At 55.3% G+C, this 13789-nt stretch carries 11 protein-coding genes; 10 read left to right on the top strand and 1 reads right to left on the bottom strand.

Features of this window, described 5'->3' with window-relative positions; genetic code table 11:
- The first annotated feature begins 42 nt into the window (after window positions 1–42).
- Both XH93_RS42255 and XH93_RS11185 read left to right on the top strand, forming a co-directional pair.
- Window positions 43–1398 carry an AAA family ATPase gene (locus tag XH93_RS42255; RefSeq protein ID WP_246799571.1) on the top strand — a complete coding sequence of 452 codons (1356 nt, stop codon included), beginning with the start codon at window positions 43–45 and terminating at the stop codon, window positions 1396–1398.
- Window positions 1399–1581: 183 nt separating this feature from the next.
- Window positions 1582–1917, top strand: a complete 336-nt coding sequence (locus XH93_RS11185) for a DUF6634 family protein (RefSeq protein WP_194473532.1) — start codon at window positions 1582–1584, stop codon at window positions 1915–1917.
- A 218-nt stretch (window positions 1918–2135) separates the two neighbouring features.
- On the opposite strand, the gene XH93_RS11180 is transcribed toward XH93_RS11185, so the two are convergent.
- The gene (locus XH93_RS11180; RefSeq protein ID WP_194473531.1) at window positions 2136–2336 is read right to left on the bottom strand and encodes a hypothetical protein; all 201 of its coding nucleotides are present in this window, start codon (window positions 2334–2336) and stop codon (window positions 2136–2138) included.
- A gap of 518 nt (window positions 2337–2854) precedes the next feature.
- Between XH93_RS11180 and XH93_RS11175 the strand changes: the two genes are divergently transcribed.
- From XH93_RS11175 to XH93_RS11140, 8 genes are all read left to right on the top strand, one after another.
- Window positions 2855–3367: a hypothetical protein gene (locus tag XH93_RS11175; RefSeq protein WP_194473530.1), complete on the top strand. Its 513-nt coding sequence runs from the start codon at window positions 2855–2857 to the stop codon at window positions 3365–3367.
- A gap of 92 nt (window positions 3368–3459) precedes the next feature.
- Window positions 3460–4032, top strand: a complete 573-nt coding sequence (locus XH93_RS11170) for a hypothetical protein (protein ID WP_194473529.1) — start codon at window positions 3460–3462, stop codon at window positions 4030–4032.
- Between the two features lie 1176 nt (window positions 4033–5208).
- Window positions 5209–5586: a hypothetical protein gene (locus tag XH93_RS11165; RefSeq protein WP_194473528.1), complete on the top strand. Its 378-nt coding sequence runs from the start codon at window positions 5209–5211 to the stop codon at window positions 5584–5586.
- Between the two features lie 784 nt (window positions 5587–6370).
- Window positions 6371–6760: a hypothetical protein gene (locus XH93_RS11160; protein WP_194473527.1), complete on the top strand. Its 390-nt coding sequence runs from the start codon at window positions 6371–6373 to the stop codon at window positions 6758–6760.
- Window positions 6761–7215: 455 nt separating this feature from the next.
- Entirely contained in the window at window positions 7216–7935 is a 720-nt protein-coding gene (locus XH93_RS11155) for a hypothetical protein (protein ID WP_194473526.1), read from the top strand.
- Window positions 7936–8072: 137 nt separating this feature from the next.
- A complete protein-coding gene (locus XH93_RS11150) occupies window positions 8073–10211 on the top strand; it encodes a hypothetical protein (protein WP_194473525.1) in 2139 nt (712 codons plus the stop codon).
- Entirely contained in the window at window positions 10201–11214 is a 1014-nt protein-coding gene (locus tag XH93_RS11145; protein ID WP_194473524.1) for a TniB family NTP-binding protein, read from the top strand. Before XH93_RS11150 ends, XH93_RS11145 begins: the two co-directional genes overlap by 11 nt.
- Window positions 11215–11218: 4 nt before the next feature.
- The gene (locus tag XH93_RS11140; RefSeq protein WP_194473523.1) at window positions 11219–13519 is read left to right on the top strand and encodes a TniQ family protein; all 2301 of its coding nucleotides are present in this window, start codon (window positions 11219–11221) and stop codon (window positions 13517–13519) included.
- Window positions 13520–13789 lie beyond the last annotated feature (270 nt).

Here is a 13789-nt window from a genome sequence, read left to right as displayed (position 1 = left end):
CCAAACGAGGAACTGAGCATGTCTCAGACAAGAAGCGTGCGGATGCCCTTGCCAGTCGAACTCCTGTGGCAGAATGGCTGGCCCCCGGCCGCCCTGCTCTTCTGGTCGCGTATTAGCGAAATTAAAGTTCTACCGCGCGATCTGGTTGCCGCCGATTTCTGGTCGGGAGAGAAAGAGCGGTGCAAGGTCGCCTGCCAGACGCTCGCCGACCTTTTGTTCGCGGCAGGTCGCGGCGAAGAGGCCCTCGCCGCGCTGATGCTCGCTACCGACCCAGTCAAACCCCAAACGTTTGAGATCGTGCTGCCGCAGCTTGGCTACGCTGTCGAGCATCTTTGGGATTGGCCAGTTGCCAGCATCACCAGAAATCACGCCTTGCAGCGCCTCGCCATTTGGTGGAGCGCAGCAAGAGGCGATTTTCGAGACGATGAGCATAGCATCTTCTTCATTACTCGGCTCGAGATGCTGGATCAGGAGACGGCCTCCAGCGACCTAGCCGTCACAGGCCAGCAGAATCGACCCAAGCATCGATACGAGCACAAAGATTTCAGTCTTGTCGTCATACAGAAGGACAAGGCAACCTCTCTTAGTAAGGATCAGTCCGGGTTCAAGGACCTCCTCGATGTGAGATTGCCGCTGGTCGTCGCGCGCGATCTCGATACCGTGCGGACGACGCTGATGATGGAATATCCGCACGCAACCACTGCCATCGATCTCGTGCTGCGCGACCTGCGGGAAGGCGAGCCAGTGCGGCTAAAGGCAGTCCTGCTAACTGGGCCTGCTGGGGTCGGCAAGTCCCGTCTGGTGCGCCGGCTCGGTGATCTGCTTGGCATTGGCGTCTACCGCTATGACGGCTCCGGCGCTTCCGACAACATGTTCGGCGGTTGCCCCAAGGCGTGGAGCAGTAGTATTCCGTCAGCACCAGCGCGCGCCATCAACCAGATGCGCATTGCTAATCCTATTGTGATGATCGATGAAGCGGATAAATCGGGGACCTCAACGCACAACGGCCGACTCTGGGACGCTCTGTTGCCATTTCTCGAGCGCGAGACTGCGGCGAGGCACCGGGACGTCTCGCTCGACGCCGAGCTCAACTTGTCCTTCATCTCGTACATCGCTACCGCGAACTCGATCGAGCCCCTCCCCGCTCCCTTGAAGGACCGGTTCCGTATCATCAAGGTGCCAGCGCCCCGAATCCTTGATCTGCCGGTCCTTGCAGCAAACGTGCTTCAGGAACTCGCCGTCGAGAATGGGGAGCACGGATTCGTGTGGCCCCTAGCTCATGACGAACTCGAAGTGATAGCCCGCGCCTGGGAAAGGACTGAATTGAGCATCCGCAAGCTGCAGAAGATCTTGGAAGCTACGATCGAGGCGCGAAATGCCAGCGCGGTCAGGCACTGAATGTCGCTCTGCAGGAGGCGCCCGGACCGGAACAGGGATCAAAAGCTGGCGAAGACGACAGATCAGCGTGGCTGGATGGCAATGGAGAATGCGCAAGAACCTGCACGTCGTTGTCAATCCGCTGACGTTCCAAGCTCGCCCGTAAGCATAAGCAATGCCTAGATGGAATTTGGAATCCCGCAAATGTCAGCCGACGATATCGACGCAACCGGACAGCTTAAGCTCGACTTCGAGTCATATCTGAAGGGTGAGGAGCCGCCGCCGTCCGAACTCGTCTGCGCCCCACTGCTTGAGAGTTGGCGCGCGACCCTTGTGAAGCCCAAACTCGAACGCAGTACGTTGCCGATCATCTTCGTATTGGTTGGATATGCGACCGGACATCCGCTGTACACTAACGCCCGGGCGATTCATACGTCACAATTGATCTGGCTCGACCGTAATCGCAAGTGGGCTCGCACATGGAATCGACTTTACCGGCTCGGGGACCCAGCAGAGGACGCGCCAGTCGTGGGGACTTAGCGGGGCATAACGATCAAAGTAAAATTCAACGCGTAGATGGCCGCTCAGATATAGCTAGGAGGACTATTGAACTAGTAGCTAGATTTGGTACCACGTCGACCAACCCTTCAAATCCGCAAAATTCAGGCCAATTGGGCCTGGCGGAGTTACCTAGATGTGGCCCGAATCTTCCTAGATTTCATGCGCAGTCAACCAACTCGTGTTAACACGATTGGCCCTTACTTTTCGCTACGCTTCCGCTTCTCCCTCGACAGCCACTCTTTGATCGCTTCTTCGGCCAACTCGTATGCCGGCTGCTCTCGCTCAAGCGCCGCTCGCTTGAGCGACATGATCAATTTAGGCGATAAATAGATCAACAGCTGCCGGCGACCGTCCTCTCTCTTACGAGAGCTAGATGCCTTCTTAATCGGCTTTTGCACTCCTACCCTCTCCCGCAGATAGCCGGCTATTGGCCCCGGAGATTTCCACTAACACTTTGGCGCAAAAGGGAAAAGCCCAAATCGGCAGTATGCCCGCAGAGGTCCACAGGCTCGTTTTCTCCCTTTCAGAACCCAAACTCAGGCCCCATCGACACTAGTTACGGCGCGGTCTGCATCAAAAACACTTCAGCTATCTAGCTATCTAGCTATCTGTTGACTCGTTGCTTGCTGGCGTGGTTATCTCCGATCGAACACTGCTAGATCTCACACTTACATGACGGTTGCGAAGAGGAGCGGCAATCGTGGTTCAGAAGACGGGGCTATCGTCAGCTGCCGACCGGCCTCTTGCTCACCGTAGAGGGCGTCAGGCCGCCGATACCGTAAGCAAAGTTCGACGTACACGCTCTAATCAGAAGCGCCCTCGAGACACTCCCGAACTCGTCCAAAGCTGCCCCTCTAAGTTTGCCGATCTGGCAATTCAGCTCCTGCTTGATCCGGCAGTTCACAGACTCCGATTCATGAAATCGCTCTCATATCGGCGCCATCAAGTGTCGATCGAAATGCTGGTCGCTGAACTCGGAAGTGGCCGCGTTGCACTCGATATTGTCGATGAGCGCCCCTCAAGGGACATCGATGATGAAGGACTTCTCCTCCTCGCCCTCAGGCACCATAAGATTCGGCTTGTGGAAATTGATCACGCCGGGATCGACGAGGAACCGCGTGCGGAAAACTGTCGACGGATCTGGGGCCACAGAAACTATGAAGTACCGCCCTCACTGAAAACTGGCGTAATTCGCGCCCTATCGAAAGCGCCTCGTCGACACCTTACAATCCGCTCCCTGAGCAATTCGATTGGCGTCCGAGATCCAATGAACTTGGCCTGCGCGTTAATCAGCCAAGGCGTTCTCGCCATCGACTTGACCGCGGCTCTTACGCTTGATTCAGTCGTGGGCCTCCGATCGGATCGCCGGCACCCGCTTCCTCTTTCTGCCGCTGAGCTGGGCCGCTTCGGGATGAACGCCGACGACTAATGCTGCGCAAGTTGAGTACGCTGAAATGCGTGCTTAGTCGATCGTTCTTTGATCACCGGCTCGTAACGGAGACGCCAGGCGGAGCAGCAACAATGTGCAATCAAAACCTTCAGTACGGCCGTCGCATTTCAATTGTAGCGGAAGACTGGCGATGGCAAGTTATCGCGCTCTATCCGAAACTGTTCGTACGAAGCTATCGCGGGATTCCTTATTCGCCTGGCTTTCCTTCCTGTGCGGACGGTTGGCGCGACATAGTGATCAAGTTGGCCCAGCGGGTCTCATCTGCCGCCGATGATTATCCAGTTCATTTCAGACAGATTGTGGAACGACATGGTCGCCTAGACATCTCCTGGACAGCCAAGGCTGAGCTTCCGAGCCAAGTCGAACAGGCAATTGAGGAAGCGATCGAATTGGCTGTCGCCCGCTCCGCCTGCACTTGTGCGATTTGTGGCAACGAGGGATACCTCGTCAGCGGCGGGGGCCCCCTCTTTACGGCATGTTCTGAGCACGCCAAAGGCGTCCTCGCGCCCGCGCCGCGCGGGCCCGAGAACCTCCACATCGTCCGAACGAATTTCGGTAAGGACCTTGCGTGCCGCCGCTACAATCGGCTCAGCGACAGCTTCGTGACAATCGAGCTCGATGCTTTGAACGGTAACAATACTTAGCCCAAGACCGCAAATCCACAGACGCATCCAGAAAGTGAAGTCGTCGCTAAAGCAACGGCGCATGCGCCGAATCCTTCATTCCTGTGCATTCGCATTTTCCTTGTGCACTGCGACCGCAAGGATTGACGGTCAGAGAAATCCGCTGCCCGAGCCTCCTCCCACTTGTCAAGAGTGAAGAATCCTGGAACGCCGCGCCGCACACCCTCAGCGTGCACCTCGTCTGGGATTGAGCCTTGCAGGGATCCGTAACCGAGTCCTTGGGAGAGATTCGTTACCACTCACTTTGACGCAACACCAACCACGAAGGCACCCAAAAGCCCGCAAAAAGAAATACTCTCGGTAGTTGAATCCTTGAAAGTCTCCTTCGGACCAGCAAACCACGCCAGACCTTGCAATTGAAGGACTCGCCTACGCGCCACCCTCGGAGAGGTCACAGAAATTTCTTTATATACTACCCCTAGTTGCTCGTTCTGGTTGTTTCTTGTTTTGACCTTTTTGGCTGAAATCGTATTCTGGCTTTTCCGCAACAACCGAATGGAGGCAGACCAAAGCGCCCTCGAAACGTTATATCAAAATGAAAGGCGGCCCTGTTTTCGCCAGGACCGCCCGTTCGCAGGGAGACATAGAGGAAGAACCTCTAATTGGCCCAACGACACGCCCATAGCGTACAAGGATGCTCTGGGAACACAAGGCCATTCGGCTGAGGTTGTCCTCCTAGTTCCCCACTTTCCACCCCTGCCGACGCCGGAATCGTTCTGGCGAACGGCGGAGCGTTCCTAGTGAGAAGGACTTCAGTCATGGAGCAACTGTACGGAGATATTCACTCCGGTTATTCGCGAACACCGCGTACCGGCCTGGCCCCTGCCCGTAACCGGATGAACGCACGCAACCGATCCAAGCCGCACGAAATCACCACTGTAAAATCTCTAAGTCTCCGCAGGCACGGAACGACATCACGGTGCAAACTCGCATCACAATTAGCAGCAGTTATGAACGCAGACCGCGATAACTGCGTGCTCGGCATTTCGCGAGCAGTCGTTGCGGCTATCGGTGATGGTGTCCGCTTCCTGTTTGTTGTTGACGGCTTGCCACCCGGGAAGATCGTAGGCGGGCGCACTGTGACTCCGAGCTGCGCTATCCCGTCTGAGGCAGCCTCGAAAGCAGGGAGATGACTCGATGATTGATCATCCTGCCATGGGCCGGATCATCACGAATCTAGAGCAAGCGTTGGCCGACCTAGAGTTGCTCGAAAGCGATCACGACGTGATTGGTGAACTTCTTCGGGGAAGCGCGCTGGATCTAGACGAGGCCGCAGACGCTTGGCAACGCAGCGACGAAACCGTGAGAAAGGAATGCGAGAAAGCTGCGGCAAAGAAGCGGTGGATCGGCTTCAAGTTTAAGGGCCGTTGGATTATCGGTGAGAAACGGCTCCTCAACTGGATCGAGCAAGTTGATGGGCTGCCCGCGCGCCTTGCTGCTGAGAGCCGATTAAGAAAACGGGCGATGCAGAAGGCGCATCGTAACCAGGCACGGTGCTCTCCCCTTCAAGAATAGTCGCGAATATTGGCGTGCGCCAAGAAACCCACCTCAGAACCTGGCGCGCGCCAACGGCCGCCCCTCTAAGTTTTACTGCATACATCCTAGACTTCTTACCGTCTTCGCTTGACGGTCTCTACTTACTGTAGCCGTTCCTTTGGCCCTCAAGCGAAACGTCCGTCGGGAACGACATCGAAGTTCGGACACCATCAGCAGTGGAGACCAGTATGCGATTTAATGTTCATCCTCGGCGGTTGAAACTGACCGCGAAGCGCTTGAAGAAAGCTCTTTGGTCTCGTGGCGTCGCGGCTACGCACTGCTTCTGTTTAGATCTCGCCGCGCGGCTTTATGGATACACCGACTATCGCGAGCTGTGTCAGCCTCAAGATAGGTTCGAAGAGAGCCCATGGGATGACCTAGTCACCCCTGCTGCCGTGGCCTCTCGACGTGCTTTTCAGAAGGCCATCTTGGTCGAAGCTGGCTATCGAGAGGTCGCCGAAGCTCTGCTTGATGAGGTTCGACCGACCCAATCGTACGCGCAAAGCAGGGCGCATGCTACGTCGGACGCTCAAACCAATGCGCATCAAGCGCTAGACGTCCACGGCTTCGATCAAGATGACCTTCACTGGCGTCGAGATTGTCAACAAGACCCAATCGACCGCGCGCCACGCTTCGATTGACACATACTCGGCCCAGAAAACCGATGAGGACATTGATCTTTCTCGTACCGCGGTTGGGAGGCGCCCAGCTAAATGGAGGTGCGGCTTATCGTGCCATTGAATACCAAGCAAACGAGATGACCATGAACGATAGCAAACGGCGTACGACAGCCATCGACCTACGCGATGCCGCGCTGCGCATTTTAGACAGAGTCGGACGCGAGGATGTTTTCGCACGCGCGGAAGCGAACTACCGCTTTCGGCATACGAAGTACGCAATCTTCAGCGGGTTGGTGATCGCGTGGCGTCGTCATCGGCATACTCAGTTTATTGACATATGGGAGCAGGAAGAGACAGTCTTTAGCATCGCGTGGGACGGGATCCACATTCCGCGCCTGGCAGCATTTCAGGCTGGCGGTTGGCAGAAACTGGTAGCTAAAACTGATATCGAGCTCATACTCGATTCCGTGAAGTGTTCGGCTGAACTGAAGCGTTGGCTCACAGGCACCTGTCGGGATAATGGGAGCGACTGACAATTGCTTTCGCAATCGCATCGCAAATGAGATTACAAACCGGCTGATAACACTTGCACTACGCCTGGGCTGCCGCTCTACGGGCCCGGTGGCCCCATCCCCCTCGCCCGCGGACGACTAGAGCGATGGTCGCGCGACACGATTGCATAGACATCGACATAGACCGTCGCATTACGCGATCGCCCCGCCTGGCATTCCGAGTCCTATCGAAAATAACTACGCACGATCGGCGGCGCCGCGATCTGCGCACTAGCCGACGCGGACAGGCGCGCCGCGTAGTTTGGCTGACCTACACACTCGTTGCCAATTAATGAAGGATATTGGCGCGCGCCAATAAACGAACGCTCAAACTTGGCCGGCGCCAACCCCGCCCTCTTTATAACCGGATTACATCGGTTTACTGCATGAGATCGCACTAGCGATCCTGGTTGGTTCCTGCTGAGGGAGGCGTTTGTATGAGAAAGATTTCGACTACGACTCCCGCGGACTTGGGACTGTTTGCTGGCTCGGGCCCGGTCCGCAAAGTCAAGCGCAGAAACTATCATCGTGCAGTAGACGGCGACGGTGGTGACCACAAGGCGATCGGCCTTTCGCCGTTTCGCTCCTTGCTCGAGCGAGACGTAAGAACCCTACTGTCCGCCAATCCCGACATCGCTAGCTATGCGATCGAACCACACACGCTCGAGTACTTCATTCCCACTCAGGCCGACAGTTATGAAAAGCACACGTATGTCCCCGACGTCGTATTGCGCTATCGCAACCATCGTATCGCCGTCATTGACGCCAAGGCGCTGTTCTTCACCACCACCAACGCCTGGCTGAAATGTGAGCCGCACATCACGGCTGCCTACAATATCGATCACAACGTTCCCTTCGTCGTTCTCACCGAGGGTACTATTCGATTGGAGCCACGGTTATCGAACTGCGAAATCATGAAGCGACACCGGTACATCGTGGAAGATTCTGCGGCGCTCATCAGAACGCGAGAGGTCATCGCGAGCATTAACCTCCCAACAACGATCGAGAGTGTCATAGGTACCGCAAGAGTCAATTCGCCCGAGGGAAGCAATCGAGTCTACACTGCAATTATGAATCTCGCGCTCGCAGGCGAGATCGATCTGGATTTAGCAAAGCCGTTTTCAATCAGAACCCTACTTTGGAGGCGCAATTCATGAACGCGCCGCCTCTTCTTTCACAAGCGGGCCAATCGGCATCCATTGCGCATTTACAACGGGCTATGGCGCCGCGGTTCGACTTGCGATCCGGAGACCTCGTTTGTCTTCATGGCCGGAATTGCGTCACGGATAGACGTTTGGACGATCTAGTCTATTTTACAGATCTAAAGAACAAAGACTTCCACTTCTACACCGATACGCAACTGGCATTTCTCTCTTCTACCGGACACTTTCAGTTTGTCGCGGGACGCTTTGTGTATGGCAAGCCCCGCGGGCCAATACCAAATCGGATAACCTTGACGGATGCGCAGATTGCAGAAGCTGACAGAAAGCTTGCCTATATAGAAGCCTGTCTAGACGGCCACTTGCCCGACGAGGACGAGAATCCCTTTTATGAATTCAAGAAATCACGCCCCGTCTTGGAGCCTATAATCCAGCGGGTTGCCAGTAGTCGTGCGGAAAAGGGATGTCACTTCAACACCGTGCTTGATTGGATAGATCGTTGGATTCGGCTCGGCGAAATTTACGGCAAATCCGCTCTCGTGAACCGCCACTATCTCAAGGGCAATCGCACCCCCGCCTTCGACCCGATCGGAGAGATCGCAATCGAACGCGGTTTGTGGAGGTGGCTCACGCCGAAAATGACGACAGAGATGGCCTACGCGAAGGTCGTTTCAACTGTAAATGCATACAAACGGAAGTGCCGCCGACACCTTTCGGAGACTGAACTTCAACTGATCGAAACTCCAAGTCTTCGCACCTTTCAGCGTCGCTGCTCGCAGATCGACAAATATACGCGAGACTACTACCGTAAGGACCCTCACTATGCGAACAGGGTTCACAGAATCTATCGCAAACAGGCGCTCCCCGAGCGCCCCTATCAGTTCGTCGAGACGGATCACTGCACTCTCGATATTGTTCTACTCGATAAGACCGGTGGCCTACGACTGGGCCGACCCGATCTCATTATACTTAGATGTCGGGCGACAGGAATGGTCGTCGGCTACAGCATCGGCTGGGAAGCTCCATCTTACGCGTCCCTTGTAGCCGGTCTTCGCCATGCGATGTACCCAAAGGACATGTCAAAGTTCCCTGCAGTAACTGAACCATGGCCGTGTTGGGGGCGCATCGAAAACCTTGGTGTAGACAATGCTCTTCACTTCATTGGCGACGACATTCGAGAGGCAGCCCGCGAGCTTAAGATGGACAAGCCGCGCTTCCGCCCTCGCTGCCCCTGGTTAAAGGGAGCCCTCGAGCGATTCTTCGGATCTCTAAACACCGGGCTGGTTCATCACATAGTCGGAACGACGCTTTCGAATCCGGCGGAGCGCAAGGACCACGATGACCTTGGCGAACCAACACTGACACTAGACGAGTTCGAAGCTCTGCTCGTCTACTGGATTGTGATGATCCACAATAGACACGGGTCGAAGGGCTTGGGAGTTATCCGCGGGGTTGGCGACATCCCGATCCGTGTCTGGAACGAAAAGGCCGCTGTATACCCTGCAGGTCCCCTTCCACCACCTGAGTTGTTCGTCGCCCTCGCCGGCGAATGGGAAATGCGGACAATTCAAAACGATGGAATCGTTTGGGATTATCTAACTTATGAATCGCCAGCGCTTCTCACACTCACGACGCATCCGCATCACCGGTCGTCACGAGAGCACCACGAGCCCACCCGATACAAATGCTGTCGCGATCCCGAAGATATCGGGCAGCTCTACGTGATAGACCCGTACAATCCAGGCACGATCCTCATCGTCCCGGCGACCGCCTCGCAATTGGCGTATGCCAAAGGCAGACATCGTCACGCTCATGACGTCGTAGTGGCGGAAGCCAAGCGTAAGACGAAAGACGCCATCGATTTCGACGAACTCATGAAGGCTTTCGGCCGTCTGGGGGACGCGCTGGCTAGCATTCGAGCCAAGCGAGAGCAAAAGCAAATTCACCGACGACTCGCACGCTATATTGGCAACCAGCACCGCGAGCGCCTCGCGAGCGCGGTTGTACCCTGCCTCGCTCCGACCGATGGCTCGGGATCACAGCATCTTGATCCGATAGCTGCTGGCAAGAGCATGTCCCTGAATGCTGCTCAAACGGGCGCAGCCGCAAATGCCACTGCGGGACGTGCGACATCGGCGGAGCGTACGTCAGCATCACCCGAGCCAATGGTGGTAGACGCCGACTTTTCACATGCCTTGTCGGGCGCGGACACAACGGATGATCTTGCCGCGCTAAAGGCTAAAAAGAACTGGAGCACGAGTGATGGCGAGTGACAACAGTAGCTTATTGGATCGGAAGAAACGCGCAGCGCTATCACCCGTGGAACGACAGTTGATAGTTAAGAACCTATTTGTCGAGCATGATAGGTTCAAGGAAGCTATCACTGCGGTTGGCCGCTTTCACATGCCGGTAAACGGAGGCGCTCCAGATTTCAGTGTACTCACAGTACTATACGGCGAATCTAGAACAGGAAAGTCATACGTCCTGGAACGCTATGCAAATCGCTTTCCGCCCTCGAAATCGGCGAAGGGGTTCATTCGACGCGTCGTTTATGTCGACATGCCAACCGAGTGCAACCTTCGAGCCGTGGCAGAGCAAATCGCAGACGCTCTGAACATTCCCTACACGCGACGGATGAACACGCGCGGACTAATTGGTCTCATTCTATGCGAGCTTCGCGATGCGGCAGTCGAATTTCTTTTGCTGGACGAATTCCAGGAAGCTTTTGATGCAAATCGCAAGAAGACATTGAAGGACGTGCGCAGCCTTCTGCGAAAAATACTCAATCTGCGCTCACTTAACGTGTGCGTGGCGGGACTCGTCGAGACGTACGATCTGCTCGCCGCAGACAAGCAGCTTAAGGGACGTGGATTGCTGCCCCACCATCCACTTCCCGCCTACCATTGGGATAATGCAGCTGACCAAAAGCTTTTTCGCCTGCTTTGCGATTACATCGACGACCTCCTGCCGTTTCGAACAAAAAGCAATTTGGGATCGGTTGCTCTGGCTCAACGTCTGTACTGGGTTTCTGATGGAGTAATTGGACTGCTGAAGGAGTTTATATTCGCTGCCGCGTGCCTAGCGATAAACGCCGGTGCCGATCGCATCGAAATGCATTTCTTCGCCGAAGCATGGGATATTCGTAAGCCACGGGGACAAGCCTTCAATCCCTTTGCGGACGATCTCAGGAATGCTCCCGACAAGAGCCCACCGCCTCCGTCTGAACCACTTCCAACCCGCAAAAAGCCCAGCGACGAGATATTCAGCAAGAAATAGATCCATGATCTATACTGACCTCAATGGACGCGGTGAACCGCCACTTCCGAAGTGGGATCACCCTCGACGGGACGAGCCTGCGCATGGCTTTTTCGTTCGACTTGCCGGTCTAAATGGGCAAATCAGTGCGAGCGCCCTCGCGAGTTCATTTGGGCTCAACGGAAGAGTGCTTCAACCGAGCGAGTGCCTTGACTTTGCGTTATCATTCCCGATCGACGGCAAAGAACGGTTGCGCTCAGCGACGCCAATAATAAGCAATACAACTGTAAAAATGTTCGGAGAGACACTGCGCCGCCGCGATTGGTCAATTGGGAAGCGACATTTTTGTCCTGCCTGTTTGGCAGAAGACGCCTATCATCGTTCATTTTGGGATCTTGTCGCATTTCGTCGGTGCCCCTTTCACGACCAACCGCTTTGTTGTATCGACCGATCCGGGCATCCGGTTCCCTGGTGGTCCCCATCATTCGAGCGTTCACCCTTCGGCAGTCGCATCGCCGAGCGACAAGAGCGGGCGAGCGCTTTAGCGCCGTCGGTTGAGCTCTACCTGTTGGGACGGCTCGGTCTAACCGAGAAGTTGCCAATATCATTGCTCGATGACTTCAAGACGTTGGCGAGCCTTTTTGCAGCCATTGAGTTCGCCGGGACGCTTGCGCTTGGCGGGTTTCGAAAAACACGCCCATCCCTAAAACTGCTAGGACACGGCCGCGTACTCAATGCTGGGTTCGATATCCTTCGGGCAGGAAATGAAAGAATTAGTTGTACACTCAGAGACCTTGCGGCGAACGCCGAAGACGATGTAAGCCGAAAGGGTCGAAGCCTACAGTTAATGTTTGGTTGGGCGTATCGTGCCGCAAAAGATTCTTCGCAGGGCTTTGGAACGACCTTTACAGACCGAATGATTGAGGTTGCGGCGACCGGAAACGGATTGGCCAGATGCGACCGTTATCTAGAGCGCGCAAAGGCGCGCATCCAGCTAGCTGACGCAGCCCACCTTTCAGAAGAACTTGGCATGTCTGAATCGCAAGTTCGAACAATTGCATGTGGACTTGGACTGCGTCGCGCCTCGTCACGCTATTACTTTGCGTTCTCCGACGAGGAGGCGCGCCTGATCCGAAGTACCGCTTCAAGCCTTGTTGGCCGGGACGAAGCGGCCAAAATGCTGGATGTCTCACGGCGTTTTTTTGATAGCCTTGTAGAGTTGGGGATCCTGCGACGGTTCGTTCGCTTCCAAGGCAAAGGTGGTGATCACTTTCGTCGGGAAGATATCGAATCATTTGGGCAATCTTTAGCTAGATCGGCGAACAAAATTGATGTGGTTCCCCCGACGGGACGGCTATTGCGCGACGTCAAACGCTCAGCCAAGACAAATCCGGCTCACCTTGTGCGCCAACTGATTGCCGGAAAGCTGCAAATTTTGGGGCGCGTGGGCGAGACGATTGGAACGATCATTATCCCTAGATCCAAGCCTCGTTCGAGCAACCACGGTAGGAGTGACCCCGTTGGTATTACAATCATTGACGCTGCTATGGCGTTAGGCATCGATCGACCTGCGGTCGTCGCGCTAAGAAGACTTGGCTACCTAAAAAGCTCAAAGTACTTGCCCAAATTACTTGACACCCGCGGAGTAGAAACTTTTCACAAAAAGTATTGCGCCGCCCGGTACTATGCGCCAATTCTGAAGTGCCACACTCGGCTAGCGGGTCGTCTATTGGCAGATCTTGGCGTAAAAGCGATTCAACTGGATCGAGTTGACGGTGCTACACGCCTTATCGATCGAGCCAGCGCACGGCGAGCGCTCGGTCTTAGATCAGATCCCGACGAATTTTGCGCCGGATCGCCGCAGGCCTTCATCTCCGGACTTGCCGCTGAGATCCGAGCGGCAACAACATTTAGCTTGGTGAGCCAAAGCGATTACCTCGTATTTCGAACAGGGAGAGGCAGCCTTAGACTCTGTGTGACAATAGACTGGAAGCGACACACTCTAGAGGTTGGCCCGAGATACAGCTTGCGTGGAATCCAAATAGCCGAATTGAGGCGGCGCAAATCCACTATAGATGCGGCATTCAACGGCGCATTGATTTGGGCAGAAGTCGGGAAATCGCTGCATATCTATCAACTGTTAAAGAAGTTGCCTTTTGGATCGCCGGCTCGATGGGGTACCATTTACGCCCGAATGGTTGAGTTGTTCTCGGTTCTCAAAAGGCATTTTGAGCCACCACAGTGGCGGCAGGAGGCATCCTTGCGAGTTGCGACTCCCTGCCAATTGATGGAGATGGCGACGCGCTCGATACCCCCGAGCCACTAGTCTACCCTGTGGCGCGTTTCTGATGCCATCGAGGTTTCTCGGCTTAAACGCCCGCATGAATTCGCTCGCGAGTCCAAGCTTACTTGGCCTCTCTCCCCTTCCAGTCCGCCCTTAGTTGGCGCGCAGTCCAACTTTGTTGTTGGCAGCCGAACGAAAATCGTAGCAATTACAACATGGCGAATCCGAGCTATCTTGGCGCCCGACAGAGATCAAGAGAGTTTACAGGCGTCCTGCTGATCTTCAGGACGCCACCGCCACAGTTATCGCCAC

The organism is Bradyrhizobium sp. CCBAU 51753 (assembly GCF_015291565.1).
GTDB classification, from domain to species: domain Bacteria; phylum Pseudomonadota; class Alphaproteobacteria; order Rhizobiales; family Xanthobacteraceae; genus Bradyrhizobium; species Bradyrhizobium ivorense.
This window is presented reverse-complemented; position numbering and strand designations above follow the sequence as displayed.

Coding starts and splice junctions, on each gene's coding strand:
- XH93_RS11170 (WP_194473529.1), top strand. CDS start 3,460: ATGTGCAATCAAAACCTTCAGTACGGCCGTCGCATTTCAATTGTAGCG.
- XH93_RS11145 (WP_194473524.1), top strand. CDS start 10,201: ATGGCGAGTGACAACAGTAGCTTATTGGATCGGAAGAAACGCGCAGCG.
- XH93_RS11165 (WP_194473528.1), top strand. CDS start 5,209: ATGATTGATCATCCTGCCATGGGCCGGATCATCACGAATCTAGAGCAA.
- XH93_RS11185 (WP_194473532.1), top strand. CDS start 1,582: ATGTCAGCCGACGATATCGACGCAACCGGACAGCTTAAGCTCGACTTC.
- XH93_RS42255 (WP_246799571.1), top strand. CDS start 43: ATGCCCTTGCCAGTCGAACTCCTGTGGCAGAATGGCTGGCCCCCGGCC.
- XH93_RS11140 (WP_194473523.1), top strand. CDS start 11,219: ATGATCTATACTGACCTCAATGGACGCGGTGAACCGCCACTTCCGAAG.
- XH93_RS11160 (WP_194473527.1), top strand. CDS start 6,371: ATGAACGATAGCAAACGGCGTACGACAGCCATCGACCTACGCGATGCC.
- XH93_RS11155 (WP_194473526.1), top strand. CDS start 7,216: ATGAGAAAGATTTCGACTACGACTCCCGCGGACTTGGGACTGTTTGCT.
- XH93_RS11175 (WP_194473530.1), top strand. CDS start 2,855: ATGAAATCGCTCTCATATCGGCGCCATCAAGTGTCGATCGAAATGCTG.